Annotated in this window: 16 protein-coding genes; 14 read left to right on the forward strand and 2 right to left on the reverse strand. The window is 37.2% G+C overall.

Going from position 1 to position 17,039, the window contains the following annotated elements:
• Positions 1-80 precede the first annotated feature (80 nt).
• The 5 genes from P2Q73_RS17480 to P2Q73_RS17500 all read left to right on the forward strand — a co-directional run bounded on the left by P2Q73_RS17480 (position 81) and on the right by P2Q73_RS17500 (position 6,566).
• Complete coding sequence (locus P2Q73_RS17480; RefSeq protein ID WP_275789460.1) at positions 81-1,238, forward strand: amidohydrolase family protein; 1,158 nt, start codon at positions 81-83, stop codon at positions 1,236-1,238.
• 19 nt (positions 1,239-1,257) lie between these two features.
• Positions 1,258-2,640 (forward strand): APC family permease, encoded by a 1,383-nt coding sequence (locus P2Q73_RS17485; protein WP_275789462.1) that lies wholly within the window; start codon positions 1,258-1,260, stop codon positions 2,638-2,640.
• Positions 2,618-3,790 (forward strand): M20 metallopeptidase family protein, encoded by a 1,173-nt coding sequence (locus P2Q73_RS17490; RefSeq protein ID WP_275789464.1) that lies wholly within the window; start codon positions 2,618-2,620, stop codon positions 3,788-3,790. Before P2Q73_RS17485 ends, P2Q73_RS17490 begins: the two co-directional genes overlap by 23 nt.
• A gap of 19 nt (positions 3,791-3,809) precedes the next feature.
• Positions 3,810-5,162, forward strand: a complete 1,353-nt coding sequence (locus P2Q73_RS17495) for a glutamine synthetase family protein (protein WP_275789466.1) — start codon at positions 3,810-3,812, stop codon at positions 5,160-5,162.
• A 507-nt stretch (positions 5,163-5,669) separates the two neighbouring features.
• Positions 5,670-6,566, forward strand: a complete 897-nt coding sequence (locus P2Q73_RS17500) for an NAD-dependent epimerase/dehydratase family protein (RefSeq protein WP_275789468.1) — start codon at positions 5,670-5,672, stop codon at positions 6,564-6,566.
• Positions 6,567-6,620: 54 nt separating this feature from the next.
• On the opposite strand, the gene P2Q73_RS17505 is transcribed toward P2Q73_RS17500, so the two are convergent.
• Complete coding sequence (locus P2Q73_RS17505; protein ID WP_275789470.1) at positions 6,621-7,889, reverse strand: S8 family peptidase; 1,269 nt, start codon at positions 7,887-7,889, stop codon at positions 6,621-6,623.
• A gap of 129 nt (positions 7,890-8,018) precedes the next feature.
• Between P2Q73_RS17505 and P2Q73_RS17510 the strand changes: the two genes are divergently transcribed.
• Positions 8,019-9,251, forward strand: coding sequence for a helix-turn-helix domain-containing protein (locus P2Q73_RS17510; protein WP_275789472.1), 1,233 nt, complete (start codon positions 8,019-8,021; stop codon positions 9,249-9,251).
• Positions 9,248-9,382 (forward strand): hypothetical protein, encoded by a 135-nt coding sequence (locus tag P2Q73_RS17515; protein WP_256363911.1) that lies wholly within the window; start codon positions 9,248-9,250, stop codon positions 9,380-9,382. The genes P2Q73_RS17510 and P2Q73_RS17515 overlap by 4 nt, the downstream gene beginning before the upstream one ends.
• Positions 9,383-9,486: 104 nt before the next feature.
• Here P2Q73_RS17515 and P2Q73_RS17520 read toward each other — a convergent pair whose 3' ends face one another.
• On the reverse strand, positions 9,487-10,296 hold the full coding sequence (locus tag P2Q73_RS17520; RefSeq protein ID WP_275789474.1) for an alpha/beta fold hydrolase: 810 nt from the start codon (positions 10,294-10,296) through the stop codon (positions 9,487-9,489).
• Positions 10,297-10,561: 265 nt separating this feature from the next.
• Here P2Q73_RS17520 and P2Q73_RS17525 point away from each other — a divergent pair, with 265 nt between their 5' ends.
• The 7 genes from P2Q73_RS17525 to P2Q73_RS17555 all read left to right on the forward strand — a co-directional run bounded on the left by P2Q73_RS17525 (position 10,562) and on the right by P2Q73_RS17555 (position 17,034).
• Positions 10,562-11,302 (forward strand): gluconate 2-dehydrogenase subunit 3 family protein, encoded by a 741-nt coding sequence (locus P2Q73_RS17525; RefSeq protein WP_275789476.1) that lies wholly within the window; start codon positions 10,562-10,564, stop codon positions 11,300-11,302.
• Between the two features lie 24 nt (positions 11,303-11,326).
• Positions 11,327-13,039, forward strand: coding sequence for a GMC family oxidoreductase (locus tag P2Q73_RS17530; RefSeq protein WP_056827852.1), 1,713 nt, complete (start codon positions 11,327-11,329; stop codon positions 13,037-13,039).
• Between the two features lie 235 nt (positions 13,040-13,274).
• Positions 13,275-13,817 (forward strand): peroxiredoxin, encoded by a 543-nt coding sequence (locus P2Q73_RS17535; RefSeq protein ID WP_053590413.1) that lies wholly within the window; start codon positions 13,275-13,277, stop codon positions 13,815-13,817.
• 121 nt (positions 13,818-13,938) lie between these two features.
• Positions 13,939-14,394: a TlpA family protein disulfide reductase gene (locus tag P2Q73_RS17540; RefSeq protein WP_053590412.1), complete on the forward strand. Its 456-nt coding sequence runs from the start codon at positions 13,939-13,941 to the stop codon at positions 14,392-14,394.
• A 222-nt stretch (positions 14,395-14,616) separates the two neighbouring features.
• Entirely contained in the window at positions 14,617-15,075 is a 459-nt protein-coding gene (locus tag P2Q73_RS17545; protein ID WP_275789480.1) for a nucleoside deaminase, read from the forward strand.
• Between the two features lie 102 nt (positions 15,076-15,177).
• A complete protein-coding gene (locus P2Q73_RS17550; protein WP_275789482.1) occupies positions 15,178-15,879 on the forward strand; it encodes a gamma-glutamyl-gamma-aminobutyrate hydrolase family protein in 702 nt (233 codons plus the stop codon).
• 156 nt (positions 15,880-16,035) lie between these two features.
• Positions 16,036-17,034: a M23 family metallopeptidase gene (locus P2Q73_RS17555; protein WP_275789513.1), complete on the forward strand. Its 999-nt coding sequence runs from the start codon at positions 16,036-16,038 to the stop codon at positions 17,032-17,034.
• The last annotated feature ends 5 nt before the right edge of the window (positions 17,035-17,039 follow it).

A 17,039-nucleotide genomic window follows, 5' to 3' on the forward strand; every position in this document is an offset into this window, starting at 1 on the left:
ATTTTCGACAAATATTTATTAAGGGAAGAAAAATATTTTTCGCAAAATTTTTGTCGTTAGGTTTAAGGAGGAGTTTACAGATGAAAGAAGTTAGTTTAAGTGGAATTAAAGTAGTGGACGTCCATGCTCACCCGTTTGCAGCTAGTAAAGAGATGGAAACACCGGTTAGTTTTTTGAGAAAGTTGTCTCTATCAGTTATTCCAGAAATGTTTTCGAGCATTGAAGGGCATCAGAAGCACCAACCTTATCCGGGATCAAATATGTGGATTCAACTACTACTAAGAACTATGTCTAACTATTACGGTTGTGAAGAAGATCTAAAGTCAATTGTAGAGATACGTAATAGAAAAGCAGAGGATTATAGTGCGTATTCAAAAGAATTATTTAAAGATGTGAACCTAGTTGGAGCAATTATGGATTTTGGTTATCCTCAACCACCATTAGATCGAAAAGAATTTGAAAAACTTTGTGGAGCTCAAGTTTGGGAAATAAGTCGAATTGAGCCAATAATGACCTCGTTAGGAAAACAAAATCTGTCTTTTGATGAGTTTGTAGAAAAATATCGAAATCAATTAGAGGAGGATTTAAGCAAGGAAGAGGTTGTTGGACTAAAAACAATCATTGCTTATCGTAGTGGACTTGAGGTTCAAGAGATGAACAAGGTAGATGCGGAAAAGGCATATCAAGAATTTCTGCTAAATGATCGTTCTCCTGCTAAAGCTTTTAGAGATTATTGCTTTCACATTGCGATGGAAGCGTGTACAAAAGCAGATAAGTTTATGCATATTCATACGGGAATCGGTGATGGTGAAGTTGTCATGACGAAAGCTAGTCCTAGTTTCTTGTTGGACACACTTCGAAAAGAAAAATATAAAAGTACGAAGGTCCACTTAGTGCATGGAGGGTATCCGTGGATGGAAGAAGCAGCTTTTATTGTTAGTATTCTTCCTAATGTGTATATGGATATCTCCTTACAAAATCCTTTTACAGGTCATGGGGTAGAGCGAATTATCTCACAAGTTCTTGAGTTGGCTCCTTTTGACAAAGTGATGTACGGTTCCGATGCATTTACTGTTCCAGAAATGAATTGGATGGGTGTTAAGCTCTTTATCGAATGTTTTGAACGTGTGTTAAGTGGTTGGGTTGAAAAGGATTATATGAGTGCCGAAAAGGCTCGATACATCGGAGAAATGATTTTGTACAAAAATTTTGAACAAGCATATCAAATAAAATTATAGATTACTAGGGGGACAAGAAATGAGTCAAAAATTAACATTAGACTTAGAGCCTAAGAGAACTTTAAAGTTTTGGCATATTTGGGCATTAGGGGTAGGAGCAGTTGTCGGTGATGGAATCTTTTTATTGATGGGGCAAGGTATTGCAATTGCAGGACCAAGTTCTATTGTATCTTATATGCTAGCAGGTTTATCTCAGCTATTTCTTATTATTGCATTAACTGAAATGGCAGTAGCTATGCCAAATGCAGGTGCCATGTCGATGTGGGTAGAGAGGTTTATGGGAAAATCATGGGGCTTTTTAGCAGGAATTACGTTTGCTATTGGATGGATTATTGCTGGGGGAAGTGTCGGTCTTGCTTTAGGGAAAATAACTATGTGGTATTTCCCAAGTTTAACAGGTGAGTGGTGGCCAGCTTTCTTTGCGATTTTATTTATTACTATTTTTGCTGGTATTAATATGTTAGGTACTGTGATAGCGGCACGTACGCAGCTATATCTAGTTCTTGCATTAGTAGGCGTAATGGTTATTTTCGCAATTCTTGGTTTAAAAGATGTTGATTTTAACAATTTTACTCCTTTTATGCCGCATGGTTTAGAAGGATTCTTTGGAGCAATTCCACTTGGAACTTATGCTTATTTGGGAGCATTGACGCTAGTGACAGCTGGTGCAGAAGCTATTAATCCAGAAAGAGATTTACCAAGAGGGTTAATTTGGTCTAGTGTAACTTTTATTGCAATCTATTCGTTTGCGCATTTTGTCCTTCAAGGTATCATCCCATGGAACCAAGTGACAATTGATAGTTCTCCATTTACTATAGCTGCTGGAAAAGTATTTGGAGTTGCAGGCGCATTCATTATGAATACGGCTGCATGGATTGCTGCTGCAACGACTATTTTAATGGGAACAATTTATGCAACGTCTCGTATTTTCTATCAACAGGCTCGAGAAGGAATGCTTCCAAAATTTTTGGGTACTATTCATCCTAAAACTTATACACCAGTTAATGCGATTATTGTGATATGGGCAGCTACTATTGTATTAATATTAATAGGTCAAATTAATCCAGACTTTATTTATATTGAGTTATCCAATCAGTTAGTAATTGCTTGGTTATTCTCTTGGTCGCTTGCACTGATCGCAGGGGTAATTTATCGAATTAAATGTAAAGAAGAGATTAGTAAATTATCTTGGAAGCAACCGCTATTTCCATTGTTTCCTGTACTAGGATTTATAAGTATAGTGGCGATTCTATACGGTTCTTTCATCAATTCATTGATGACACTTGTTCGAGGTGGAATCTGGTTAACTATATTATTTGTTTTATTTATTATTTTTAATAAAAATGCCTTTAAAGATAAGAAAGAAAAGGAAGTTTCAAATGAATCAACCAATTTTAACTGATATAAGTGATGAAATTATTAAAATACGTAGACATTTGCATCAGTATCCAGAATTGTCTTTTCAAGAGTTTGAAACCTCGGAATATATTCGTAGTGTGCTAGATGACTGGGGAATTTCTTATCAAACAATTGGGGAGACAGGCATTTATGTCGATATTGTCGGATTAAGTGATGGTCCTGCAATTGGGTTAAGAGCAGATATTGATGCATTGCCAATTAACGAAGAATCAGATGTAGATTTTATTTCAAAAAAAAATTATATTATGCATGCTTGTGGTCATGACGGTCATACAGCCATTTTACTGGGAGCAGTTTATGAATTGGATAAGCATAAGGAGCTTCTAAATGGCACGGTCCGATGTATTTTCCAACCTGGAGAAGAGGCCGATGGAGCAGCTTTAGCTCTAATTGAAAAAGGAGTATTGGCAAATCCTACTATTGAAGCCGTAGTAGGATTACATGTTTGGCCGTATATTCCTTTTGGAGCAGTTGGAATAAAAGAAGGAAGTATTACTGCTTCTTGTGATGATTTTAAAATCATTATCAAGGGGCAAGGAGGTCATAGTGCTAGACCTCATCAAGCAGTGGATGCAATTGCGATTTCTGCCCAATTGATCCAAAATCTCCAGACTATTACTGCCAAAAGCTTTAATCCCGTACATCCTATGGTTATACATGTTGGGAAAATAAGTGGTGGAGAAGCAAGTAATGTTGTAGCAGATACGGTGGTTTTAGAAGGTACTGTGCGAGCACTACAACCAGATGTAAGAAAAAAGCTAAGAATGGAAATAGAGAAAGTATGTAAAGTTGCTGAAGCTCAGTGGAATGCAAAAGTAGAAGTGAATTTTATTTTTGGTGCACCACCGATTGAAAATGATCGTTTTATCACAAAAGAGTTTGAAGAATTGGCAACGCAATTACTTGGGGTTGAAAATGTATTTGAATTAAAAGATCCTTCCATGGGAGCAGATGATTTTGGTTATTTCTCTGAGTCTGTTCCGAGTTTGTATTTTCGTTTAGGAATTAAAAAAGAAGATGAAATTTCCTATGATCTACACCATCCTAAATTTCACTTTGACGATAAGGTTTTAGCTACAGGAGTAAATCTTTATGTTAATTTTGCTATAAAATTATTAAAGAATATTAGATGAAAAATTGGTTTATGGAGTGATGAATAAAGTGACAACTAGAGAAGAAGTACTTGAGAGAATTGAAAAAGAAGGCATTGAATATATCCGCATTGAGTTTTTAGACTATACTGGCGTAACAAGAGCTCGTACGATAAATAAAGCAAGCGTTAAAAGTGCCATGGAAGATGGTGTGAATTTTAGTGCAGCGATCATGGACTTTACTATGTTTGATACGTATGTTCCAAATCCAATGTATGGACCGAATGATGGTGACTTTTTTGCAATACCTGACCCTGATACGTTCGTCGTTTTACCACACCGCCGAAAAACAGCAAGAATGTTTTGTGATTTAGTAGATGAAAACGGAAATCCATGGGAAGGTTGCCCTCGAGGAGTTCTGAAAAAATTATTAAAAGAAGCTGAGGAAGTATTAGGCGGAAAATTGTTTATGGTGTATGAGCAAGAAGCGTACTTATTAAAAGAAGAAAATGGAAGTTTAATACCTGCTGATAGCAGTGCATGTTTTTCTTCCGACGGTTTAGATATTCAAGAAGAGTTTACACAAAAATTTATTGAAACAATGGCCAAAATGGGAGTGGAAACGGAACAAATGTCTAGTGAATTTGGACCGGGACAAGTGGAGATTAACTTGAAATATGACGAATGTTTAAAAGCAACAGATGATCAGGTTACGTTTAAGCAATTGTTCAAACATTTGGCAAGAGACATGGGTATGGTCGGGACGCTTGCTCCTAAGCCATTTAACGATTTAGCAGGGAGCGGACTACATATACATATTAGTCTGTTTGATGGAGCAAAGAATTTATTCAAGGATTTGAATGACGAAAGGGGATTAGCACTTTCAGAAAAAGCGTATCATTTCATGGGAGGAATTTTGCATCATGGGAAATCGTTAGCTGCTATTGGGGCACCGACGATGAATTCCTATAAACGTATGGTTCCAGGATCATGGGCGCCTGCACATGTATGCTATGGTGCTGGAAATCGCTCTGTTCTCGTTCGTGTTTTAGAACCACGAAGAGAGAGAAGATTTGAATACCGTGGAGCAGATGGCACATGTAACCCATACCTATTATCTGCCGCACTTATCGCTGCAGGCTTACATGGGATTCAACAAAGAATGGATCCAGGTGCTCCATTAGAGAAAGATGCCGGATCTTTATCCGAACAGGAACTTGAAGCACTAGGCATTGAATGGATTCCGCGTAATTTGAAAGAAGCTCTAGACCATCTGTCTAAGGATACTGTATTGGCAGATAGAATTGGACGACCGATCTGGCAAGAGTTCATCAAAGTAAAAGAGGAAGAGTGGAACAAACACTTCTATCGTGTTGATGAATGGGAACGTAAATTGTATTCAGAGCTATTTTAATTTCACCTTTTAATAAAAGGATTGTTACTGGTGCCTGGCACCAGTAACAATCCTGTAACACAATCTGTTGTCATAAGAAAATCATAGGTAATGGAAGCGATCCTAGTAATAAAAAAGGGGCTGTCCCAGAGTCGGTTAGCGGATCGACTCTGGGAACAGCTCTTTTTGGTAGTTCATGGGTTGTGAAAGATTTTAATAGATTTACCAAAGTTGGCATACAGTAACTTATGGTTTATTTAAAAAGAGAGCTGGTCTAAATGATTAGTTTATAAAATAATTTAATAGAATTGAAAATACAAGGGGGAAGAATCTAATTAAATCGGAAATTAATTTACATATATTGTGACTTCGAGACTAATTATAGTGAAACTGAGACCAAAAATGTAATAACCAAGATTAAAATGGTAGACAGCGAGACTAATTCAGAGATTAGCGAGACCAATTTAGTTTTACAGTAATACCAAGCAAATTAGTATAATATAATTAATAGTAGAAAACGATAAGGGGATGAAAAGTTTGAAAAAGGCTTTAGTTTTAGGAGGCACACGATTTTTTGGGGTGCATTTAGTAGAAGCATTATTAGAAAAAGGGTTTGAGGTTACGATAGCGACAAGAGGGAAAACAGAAGATTCATTTTCAACTAGAGTGAATAGAATCATTGTGGATCGATTGAACCTGAAAGAATTTAAACAACTTCTAGATAAAGAGACTTGGGACATAGTTTTTGACCAAATCTGTTATTCCTCACAGGAGGCATTGGCTGCTATAGAAGTTTTCAAGGATAATACGAAGAAATATGTTTTCACTTCTTCTAAATCTGTATATGACATAGGGAATGCAGAAACTGGATATGTAGAAGAGGATTTTATTCCAACCGAGCATCCTATTGTAATTGGTCCTAAAGAAGACTTTACTTATAATGAAGGAAAACGCCAGGCGGAAGCGGTGTTATTTCAAAAGGCTCCTTTCCCCGTCGTGGCTGTCAGGTTTCCAATAGTTATTGGTGTGAATGATTATACAGAACGACTTAAATTCTATGTGGAGAAAGTAGTCAATCAAGAGGAAATTCATCTGGTGAATTTAGAAGCTGCAATGGATTTTATATCGGAAGAGGAAGCTGGACAATTTCTAGCTTGGATCGGTCTTTCTGATTTTACTGGGCCGATAAATGCAACTTCCAATGGGAGCGTTAAACTACAAGAGATGATTTATATAATAGAAGAAAAGGCAAAAGCTGCTGCGAAAATAATTTCTACTGATAATGAAGATACTATTTCTCCATACAATATTTCGGAGACTTGGTTAATAAGCAATGAAAAGGCAAAAGAATTAAGGTTTGAATTTAGAGAGTTGAAGGAGTATTTACCTGATTTAGTAGAGGATTTAATGAAGGTGGTAAAATAATTAACCCTCCACTTCGGTAAAGTGGAGGGAGGGGGGGTTATTTAAGTAAATCTTTTATTGCACACGAGCAAACCCAAAACCGGAAGCGTAATCATCGCCAGTTGTTGCGCCGATTCCACCTTTAATATCAACTGCTTTAGCACGGTTTTGTAGATTTGTACGAAGTTGTGTATTGGACCAAGTTGGATTTTGAGCCCAAACTTTAGCAGCTAGCCCAGCAACGTGAGGAGTTGCCATGGATGTACCACTAATTGTGTTATAGCCACCATTATTCCAAGTAGAATAAATTGAAGCCCCTGGTGAAGAGATTTCAATATCACCTTGTTGGATGACATAGTCACCATCAGTAGAACTGTATCCACGAGATGAAAAGTCTGCTACACGGTATGTTCCGTTTTGCTGACGATTTTCAAGTGCCGCAACTGCTATTGCATTTACAAGTGCACCTGGATAACCAATGGAGCCTTGAGCTGGTCCAGAATTTCCAGCTGCCGCAACGATAAGCACGCCTTTGCCGTATGCATAGTTTACAGCGTTAGTAATTAAGCTATTGCTTACTGAAGAGCCTAGAGACATATTGATAACAGTTTTTGTACTTGTTGCCACTGCTTGATCTGCTGTGTGTTGAATAGCCGCAGCGATATCATCGGAATAGCCAGAACCATTTGCTCCAAGGACCTTGTATGCCCATAGGTCAGCTTCAGGAGCTACTCCATAAATACCTGCTTTGTCACTACCACCATCTGCTAATGCAGTACCAGCTACATGGGTACCGTGACCATTTCCATCGGTACAGCTACCATTTACTAGAGGGGTAGAACCTGTAAAGTCTTTACATTGTTCAACTGTGTTAACTAAGTCATAATGGCTAGTGTTTACTCCCGAGTCTAGAACTGCAATATTGATACCTTGTCCACCTGAAGTGGTAGTAAGATTGCTATTATTGTAAATTGCTTTAATGCCCCATGGTACTTGTTGCGTTGGATATTCTCCTGCAAGTGCTTCAAATTCGGATGCACGTACATCCGTATCCAATGTTACGATATCCACTTTCGTTACCGTCACATTTTTATTCTTTTGCAATGCTTCAAATTGTTTTTGATTCATATCTGTAGAGAATCCGTTCTCTGTCAATTCCCAGCGTGCTTCATACTGTCCTTTTAAAGTAGATTTCGTTGTTTTGTTGTTTGCTTCCACGTAAACGCGGAATGTTTCCGAGGAGTTTTTGTCTTCACTAGGTGGTGTAGCGCCTGCGACTTGAATTGGTGCAGATAAAGTCCCTACAATTAGTGCACTTAGTACGAGCATTTTCACTTTTCTCATTCTTCTTGACTCCTTTTCGGTTTGTTTTTTAGTACACTTTTAAACTATCACATAATATACCTTTTGTTTATTGGGAAAATTTCGATTATTATATAATGATAGTAGACTGAAAGTTTAGGAGTTGAGATTGTGCAAATTGGCTCATTGATTAAGTATCACCGAACGAAAAAGGGAATAACGCAGAGGGAGCTAGCGATGGGGATTTGTTCAATTCCTCATCTCAGTAAAATAGAGAATAATGCGAAGGATGCAAACAAAGAAACGCTACGATTGTTGCTAGAACGCTTGGAGATTAACTTGCAGGATGTGGAAAAAAGCGAGCAGAATATTCGACATTTGCTCAAAGAGTTTTTAGATTATATCCAGTTTTATGAGAAAGACAAAATTACAGAAGCATTTAATCAATTAGAAAACTATGTGGATATTATAGTATTTACTGACTACGCTTATGTGTATGAACTGTATAGATTAAGATACTATGTGTTTATTCGTGATTTTAATAAGGCGGAAGAACAGTCAAAGTGGTTGCAGGCACAGAAGCAGAATTTTTCCCAACATGAAGAGTATTTATTTACTTATTTTAAGGCGCTATTTTTAGTCTTAAGAGGGAGATACGAAGAAGGAGATGAACTGTTAACTCGCTTAGTACAGACGGATAATCGAATTAACCATTTAGAAGGTGAGTTTTACTACCATTTAGGCTTAGTAAAGGGTCATTTACATCAGCATAGTCAAGCAATTTTTTATGGAAAAAAGTCTTTGGAGTCTTATTATGAAGAATACAATTTAAAAAGGATTCTACATGTAATGATGATGCTAGCAATTAATTACTCTCGTGCGGAACTTTATGATGAGGCACTTGAAATTTATAGTCATCTACTTAGAAATGCAGAAATGTTCAATCAGATTGAATTGTTACCACATATATACAACAATATAGGCGATCTTCATGATAGCATGGCAAATCACTCTATAGCCCTTGCATATTTTAAAAAAAGCGTATCACTTATGTCAAAGGATACTGATTTCTATCTGTTAAGTTTATATAATTTGGCTTATACGGAATATAAATTAGGACTGTGGGAGGATAGCAAAGATAGCTTTGAATTGTTAAAAGCGGAAGCGACGCAAATGAGAGTTGTACATTTTCGTTTATTCGCAACATTTTATTTACTATTACTAAGTGATCAAGAAGTAAAGGCAATGGACCTTCTGGAAAATAAAATATTGCCATCCTCTTCAAAACTTGCAGTGTTAATAGGAGCAAAAGAACATTACTCTTCTATACTGGCGAATTATTACAAAAGAGAAGGGAAATTTGAAAAGGCAGTTCAATATATTGATAAAGGGGAAAATGGATGAAAAAATTAATTTTGTTTATTTTAATGTTGTCAGTTACCTTTTTTGTTAATGCAAATTATAATAGTGTGAACCTTGCCTCAGATTATGAAACAAATGGAAAGGCTACATTAACAATTCCACCACCGATGTAAGCATAGTTTTAACAAAGCATCTCAAAACATTTAAATTGTTTTGGGATGCTTTTTATCATATCAGAATAAGTAGAAAATATTTTGTTATGTAAGATCTATAGACTTTATCCAATAAACCGCGTTAACTCCTGATTAAACTTCTCAACCTCGCAATAAAACAATCCGTGACCACTATATTCAAAAGGAATCAAAATAGAGTTGGTAATTTCTTGATGCAATAATTCCCCTAAAACGAAAGGGCACACTTTATCTTGTTTACCGTGCAAGATGGCGGTAGGAACTTGTATGAAAGGTAAATCATTGCGCAAGTCTTCATCTCGGAGAGAAACTAAACATTTTGCGGTTGAGTATCCCGCTGCCATTAATCCAAGTCCATGGAACCAGTCGATAAAGTCTTTTGTCAAATAACGGGCGAAAAAGGTATCTCCAAAGCCACTTAACATTTTCGGCCGATCTGCGTAAGTTTCTTCTATTAATTTATTTACTTCTTCAACAGTTATTCCATACGGGAAATCGGAGCGTCTTGTGAAAACAGGTGCAGCTGCTCCAATAAGAGCAAGCTTTGCCACTTTATGTCCACCGTGAAGAGCCATATATCGTATAGAAATAGCACCTCCCATCGAATGCCCTGCTAATGTAATATCCTCGAGGCTCAGGGTATCAATAACTATCCGAATATCATTCGCCATACGATCGTACGAATAACTTTCCCATGGTTTGCTCGATTTACCGAACCCCCTCAAGTCGATTCCAATGCACCTATACCCCATAGCTGGAAGCTGATTGAACTGATATTCAAACATTTGATGATTTGCGGGCCAGCCATGGATGAACACAATTGTTTTTCTTCCTGTCGGGTTAACATCCTCCACAAAAACATTCACACCTTTTTCCACTCTAACGTAATACCCCATTAGATTCCTCCCAAACACAGCAGATTTACTATTGTATGGGAATTTTGATGGAGATATTCGAGTTTTTTCTACGGTTTGTTACATGGTTGTTACTGGTGCCAGGCACCAGTAACAACCATGTAACAATTCATTCTTACGCGTAGAAAGAAAAAGATAAGAAAAAGATAAGAAAAATTTAGCTTGGATGATTGAGTTTGGTTAGAATTGTCAATGCTTTGGTATAGAAGAAAAATTCCAAATCATTATTTTTAAGGAGACTATGAGTATGTCAGAAGGAAAGAAAAACATTACAAGAAGAGACTTTTTAAAAACAACAGGTGTTGCTACTGGGGCTTTAATCGGTGGGGGGCTCATTGGTGGATTAGTTGGCTTTAATATGGATAAGAATGATCAGGATGTTTCCAATGCAGGCAAGGAAAATCATGTAATGGCAACACCGCGAGGAATGCAATTCTTTCAAAATACTCGTGATTTTCAGGTACTGTCTAATGCGACGGAGCGTATTTTTCCTAAAGATGATTTAGGACCAGGGGCAATTGAGTTAGGTGTACCTTATTTTATTGACAATCAATTAGCAGGGCAGTATGGAAGTAATTCGAGGGAATATATGCAAGGTCCATTTGCAGTAGGTGCAGCTACACAAGGGTATCAAAGTCGATTGACACGAGGGGCAATTTTTAGGCAAGGAATTACATTGTTAGAAGCTGAGGCGAATAAAAGATTCGACAATGGGTTTTCTAGTTTAGAAGGCGAGCAAATGGATGAAATTTTAACTGCTTTTCAAAATGATGAAATCCCTATGGCTGGAACAACTTCAGCATTTTTCTTCCGTTTGCTAAGATCTGCTACCTTGGAAGGTGCTTATGCAGATCCTATGTACGGTGGAAATAATAACATGGATGGTTGGAGAATGAAACAATTCCCTGGTCATCAGATGGCTTATATTCAATTAATTGAAAGTGATAAATTCCAAAAAATTGAGCCAATGTCACTTGGCGAAATGTAGGAAGAGAGAAGAGGGGTACTATTTATGGCTAAGACGTTACCAAAAGTAGATGTAATTGTAGTTGGCTTAGGATGGACTGGTGGTATCATTGCTGCTGAATGTGCTAAAGCCGGATTAAAAGTTATTGGTTTAGAGAGAGGCAGATCACGAGGGACTGAAGACTACCTGAGAATTCATGATGAATATCGATATGCCCTTCGCTATGAATTGATGCAAGACTTATCCAAAGAAACTATCACCATTCGGAATAACCGAAAAATGCCTGCATTGCCAATGCGTCAATTAAGTTCTTTTTTACTTGGTGAAGGACTAGGAGGTTCTGGAACGCACTGGAATGGCCATACATGGAGATTTTATCCTTATGATTTCCAAATTAAAACAATGACAGATCAAAAATATGGTCCAAATAAATTGTCTAAAGATTATCTCCTGCAAGATTGGGGAGTTACCTATGACGATTTAGAGCCGTATTTTTATAAATATGAACAAACAGCTGGAATTTCTGGAGAAGATACAAATCCTTTCTGGGGAAAAAGAGCTCAACAGTTCCCAACTCCACCTATGAAGAAAACACCTATATTGAAAAAGTTTGAAGGGGCAACTAAAAAACTCGGATATACTCCTTTTATGTTACCATCTGCAAATTTGTCTGAAGCTTATACCAATCCAGATGGCGAAGTTATTAATGCATGTCAATATTGTGGTTTCTGTGAAAGATTCGGATGTGAGTATGGCGCTAAGACGTCACCTGAAATAACGGTTATTCCGACTGCTAGAAAAACTGGTAATTTTGAAGAGAGATTTCATGCAAATGTAGTGGAAGTTATGAAAAATGGAAATAAAGTAACTGGTGTTAAATATATTGATACTCTATCTGGGGAAGAATTTATTCAAGAAGCAGAAGTAGTTGTGTTGGCTAGTTATGTTATGAATAACGCGAAACTTCTGATGGTTTCTAATATAGGGGAACAATATAATCCTGATACAGGAAGAGGAACACTTGGGAAAAACTATTGCTACCAAATACTTCCTGGAGCAACTGGTTATTTTGAAGAACAAATGAATGTTTTCATGGGTGCAGGGGCACTTGGTATGACGATCGATGATTTCAACGGGGACAACTTTGACCATAGTGATTTAGACTTTATACATGGCGGAAGTATTTCCATCACACAGACGGGATATAGACCGATTGAAACAAACCCGATACAAGTTGATACACCTACATGGGGAGCAGAATTTAAAAAGAATTCTATCTATAATTACACACGTACATTAGGAATTGGGGGACAAGGTGCATCCATGCCTCATAAAGAGAATTACCTTTCATTGGATAGTACTTATAAGGATGCTTATGGCGTACCGCTTCTTCAAATGACCTATAATTTTACGGATCAAGATCGTGCTCTGCATAAACATTTATCTGAGGTATGCTCCAATATTATGAAGGAAATGGGTGCTAAAACGGTAGATATTAAAAAACCTATTACGGACTACGATATTGTAGGTTACCAAACAACTCATAATACAGGTGGAACAATTATGGGAAGTAGTCCAGAGGATAGTGTAGTGAATTCGTATCTACAACATTGGGACGCAGAGAATTTATTTGTAGTCGGCGCAGGAAACTTTCCTCATAATGGTGGTTATAATCCTACAGGAACAGTAGCTGCACTTGCTTATAGAAGTGCGGAAGGAATTGTGAATTATAGTAAAAATGGTGGTTCACTTGTTTAATTAATTTCGATTTTTATGTATTTTTTAATAACTTCATTTTGTGACAAATTAAAATGTTATTCCCCAGGAAATACTGTTGGAATAACATTTTTCCTCTTTATAAATAGTCACATAGAAGACAAATAATTATTTGTTTCGACAAATTGTGAGTGCGAAAAATTGATTTGGAAGGGATATTTTGCTATCCTTTAATGCGTGAGTAAATTTATATAAATAACACTTTGGAGGGATTTACATGGCAGAACGTATGGTAGGTAAACAAGCACCAAAATTTACAATGGATGCAGTAATGGCGGACAAATCTTTTGGAAAAGTAAACTTAGAAGAGATTATGAAAGAAGATAAATGGACAGTATTATTCTTTTATCCAATGGACTTTACTTTTGTTTGTCCGACTGAAATTACAGCAATGTCAGATCGTTACGATGAATTCCAAGATCTAGATGCAGAAGTTATCGGAGTTTCAACAGATACAATTCACACGCATTTAGCTTGGATCAACACAGCTCGTGAAGACAACGGTTTAGGTGATTTAAAATATCCACTTGCAGCAGATCCCAACCATCAAGTTGCTCGTGAATATGGCGTACTAATTGAAGAAGAAGGAGTAGCACTTCGTGGTCTATTCATCATCAACCCAGAAGGTGAACTTCAATATCAAGTAGTAAATCACAACAACATTGGCCGTGACGTAGATGAAACACTTCGTGTATTACAAGCTCTTCAAACTGGCGGTCTTTGCCCAGCAAACTGGCGTCCAGGTCAAAAAACACTTTAATCTTATTAAGTAGTTTTAATTCTGATAAAGATTAAAGCCTCCGGTGGGTGTCACAGATTTTGTATTTTGCAAGAAATGCACCAAGGAGAATTTGACTAATTATGTAACGGAGGAACTGTAAATGAAATTACGTACACCAATGCCTGAACTTACAGGTGCTACTACATGGTTAAATGGAGAAGTCTCCACTAGCGAATTAGTCGGTGAAAAGCCAACTTTGGTTCACTTCTGGTCAATTAGTTGTGGATTATGTAAGGAAGCAATGCCGAATGTAAACGAATTTCGTGATCAATATAAAGACGAACTAAATGTTGTTGCTGTACACATGCCTCGTTCTGAAAAAGACGTGGATTTGGATGAAATTAAAAAAGTAGCAGCAGAACATAATATTACACAACCTATTTTTGTTGATAGCGAAATGAAGCTTACAGACACGTTTGAAAATCAATACGTACCAGCTTATTACGTCTTCGACAAAGATGGACAACTTCGTCATTTTCAAGCAGGCGGAAGCGGCATGAAAATGTTAGAAAAACGTGTAAATCGTGTATTAGATGAAATGCGTAACGCAGAATAATAAAAATTATTAAGCCAAGAACGGCGGATCTTTTAGAATTCGTTTAGTTCTTGGCTTTTTATTATGGCGTTTGGATACCGAATTTCAGGGATTTAACATGTAAATGGTCTTCATTATTAGTATAGAAACTCCATATATTGGGGTTATATCGCCATTTTTTATTAACTACCGTATGCGCCTTAAATTGTGCTAAAATTGCTTCAAAAGGGGGGAGACAATCGGATGGATCAGTTTATGAAGAGAGCAGTGGAGCTTGCGGTTGAGAACGTGGGAAACGGTGGACAGCCATTTGGAGCCGTGCTTGTGAAAGATGGAGAAATAATAAGCGAAGGTGTAAATGAATTACATATCAATTATGATGTTAGCGGACACGCAGAGCTACTTGCAATTCGCCGTGCCCAAGAGCAGTTACAAACAAATGATCTTTCTGGATATACAATGTATGCAAGTGGTATGCCTTGTCCTATGTGTTTTGCAGCAATGAACTTTGCAGGCTTAGATAAAGCATATTATTGTGCAACACTAGAAGAGGCTAAAGCTGTGGGGCTTGGTAAATCAGCAATCATTTATGAGGATTTGCAGAAAACAGAAAAAGAACGCACTTTTGTTATGGAACATATGAAACTTCCAGATGAATTAAGAAACCCAATGACATTATGGAAGAAACAAACGGATAAATAATTATGACAATAGTATTACGGGTGCCTGGCACCAGAAATAATACTGTCATACATCGGGCGATGGGTTAAGTGAATGAGAGAAAAATGGCATAGGGGGATTTTTGTGAAACCGATTATTGGTGTTTCTTCTAGTTTGAAAGAGGAAGCTCTTACTGTTTCTATGGACAATATTGAAGCGGTTGTTGCTTTTGGTGGTGTTCCGTTTGTTTTACCGAATCTAATCGGTGATGGGATTGATTCCATTGTTGAAAAGTTGGATGGTTTACTTTTGACGGGAGGAGGAGATATTGACCCGACTTTGTTTGGGGAAGAGCCTTTTGAAGGTCTTGGAAGTATTACTCCGGAAAGAGATGCTTTTGAAATAGCTATTATTGAAAAAATGCTTGCTCTAGATAAGCCGATATTTGGGATTTGCCGTGGTGCTCAAATTTTAAATATTGCAGTTGGTGGAGATATGTATCAAGATATTTATTCGCAAACGGAGAGTAAGCTTTTGCAGCATGATCAAAAAGCACCTCGTTGGCATGCTTCTCATTATGTGCAAGTGACGAAGAATTCCCTATTACATGAAATTACACAATCGGAAGAGTTTAAAGTAAATAGCTTCCATCATCAGGCAAACCGCATGGTCCCAACTGGTTTTGAGGTTAGTGCTGTTTCAAGTGATGGGTTTATAGAAGCATTTGAAAGTAAAAGTCACCAGTTTGTCCTTGGGGTCCAATGGCATCCTGAATGTTTATTATTGAAAAATGACATGACATCCGCTTCTATTTTTAGAGCATTTATAGAAGCATGTGTTAAATAACTGTCGAGGGAAACGACTGTTTTGGAGCAGTCGTTTTTATTATGCTCGCAAAGTTAATAATTATTTAATTGTAGGAAAGGTAATATTTTTTAGTCATGAATGTTTTCAAATTGGGGAAGCTAGATGGAGTATTAAAAAAAGGAGGTTTTTTTGCAAATGTGGCGTTTGATTACTCTCATGAGCTCCTTATGTGCATTTTTCTTTCTTAATTCCTCCGTTGCTATGGCTGCTGAAGAGCCGACGCGAGAGCAAATATTAGAAATGCGCATGGATTACTATATAAAGTACTCGAGTTTAACGTTGCCATGGTACTATTTAGCAGCAGTCGATCAATATGAACGAAACATTCAACAAGTTCGGAACGATATTCCTGAACGAGATGGCATTGTGGCTATTCAGTTTTCGGATAATTATTGGACAGGTATACTCAATCCTCAAAAAGACGATATTGACATGACCTCTATTGTTTTATTTGAAGGAAATGGGGCGGATGGCAATAAAGACGGGTATGCGGATCGTAAAAATGACGATGATGTGATGTATACAATGTCTGAACATTTAAGCGAATATGGGCCTTCGGAAAAAGATTTTAAACGAGCATTAAAGGATTATTATCATAAGGATGAAACCGTTAGACAAATTCTTACAATTGCAAAAATTTATGAAGAGTTTGAAACAATCAATTTAGATAAAAATGCCTTCCCTTTGGCGCTTCAATATAATTATAGCTATCGAAGTACATGGGGGGATAGGCGAGGTTGGGGCGGTCGAAGAATGCATGAAGGTACCGACCTGTTTGCATCTCATGGTGTTCCAGTTAAATCAACCACGTATGGAATGGTGGAAACGATGGGCTGGAATGATTATGGTGGGTGGAGAATTGGTATTCGTGATATGCACAACAACTATCATTATTATGCCCATTTAGCAAATTATAATAAAGGGATAAAGGAAGGCGATATCCTTGAACCCGGCACTATAATTGGATACGTTGGAAGTACCGGATACGGGAAAAAATGGACCTCTGGAAAATTTCCACCTCATTTACACTATGGTATTTACAAATTCAACGGCCGAATTGAATGGGCGTATGATCCTTTCCCTTCATTGAAACGCTGGGAACAAGAAGAACGAAAAGCGAAGAAAAGAAAGTAATCACT

The organism is Bacillus sp. Cr_A10, assembly GCF_029222665.1.
Lineage (GTDB): Bacteria > Bacillota > Bacilli > Bacillales_A > Planococcaceae > Psychrobacillus.

Bases quoted from the DNA above. Each gene is read 5' to 3' on its own strand.
- P2Q73_RS17480 (WP_275789460.1), top strand. From the start codon at position 81: ATGAAAGAAGTTAGTTTAAGTGGAATTAAAGTAGTGGACGTCCATGCT.
- P2Q73_RS17485 (WP_275789462.1), top strand. From the start codon at position 1,258: ATGAGTCAAAAATTAACATTAGACTTAGAGCCTAAGAGAACTTTAAAG.
- P2Q73_RS17490 (WP_275789464.1), top strand. From the start codon at position 2,618: ATGAATCAACCAATTTTAACTGATATAAGTGATGAAATTATTAAAATA.
- P2Q73_RS17495 (WP_275789466.1), top strand. From the start codon at position 3,810: ATGAATAAAGTGACAACTAGAGAAGAAGTACTTGAGAGAATTGAAAAA.
- P2Q73_RS17500 (WP_275789468.1), top strand. From the start codon at position 5,670: ATGAAAAGTTTGAAAAAGGCTTTAGTTTTAGGAGGCACACGATTTTTT.
- P2Q73_RS17505 (WP_275789470.1), bottom strand. From the start codon at position 7,889: ATGAGAAAAGTGAAAATGCTCGTACTAAGTGCACTAATTGTAGGGACT.
- P2Q73_RS17515 (WP_256363911.1), top strand. From the start codon at position 9,248: ATGAAAAAATTAATTTTGTTTATTTTAATGTTGTCAGTTACCTTTTTT.
- P2Q73_RS17520 (WP_275789474.1), bottom strand. From the start codon at position 10,296: ATGGGGTATTACGTTAGAGTGGAAAAAGGTGTGAATGTTTTTGTGGAG.
- P2Q73_RS17525 (WP_275789476.1), top strand. From the start codon at position 10,562: ATGTCAGAAGGAAAGAAAAACATTACAAGAAGAGACTTTTTAAAAACA.
- P2Q73_RS17530 (WP_056827852.1), top strand. From the start codon at position 11,327: ATGGCTAAGACGTTACCAAAAGTAGATGTAATTGTAGTTGGCTTAGGA.
- P2Q73_RS17535 (WP_053590413.1), top strand. From the start codon at position 13,275: ATGGCAGAACGTATGGTAGGTAAACAAGCACCAAAATTTACAATGGAT.
- P2Q73_RS17540 (WP_053590412.1), top strand. From the start codon at position 13,939: ATGAAATTACGTACACCAATGCCTGAACTTACAGGTGCTACTACATGG.
- P2Q73_RS17545 (WP_275789480.1), top strand. From the start codon at position 14,617: ATGGATCAGTTTATGAAGAGAGCAGTGGAGCTTGCGGTTGAGAACGTG.
- P2Q73_RS17555 (WP_275789513.1), top strand. From the start codon at position 16,036: ATGTGGCGTTTGATTACTCTCATGAGCTCCTTATGTGCATTTTTCTTT.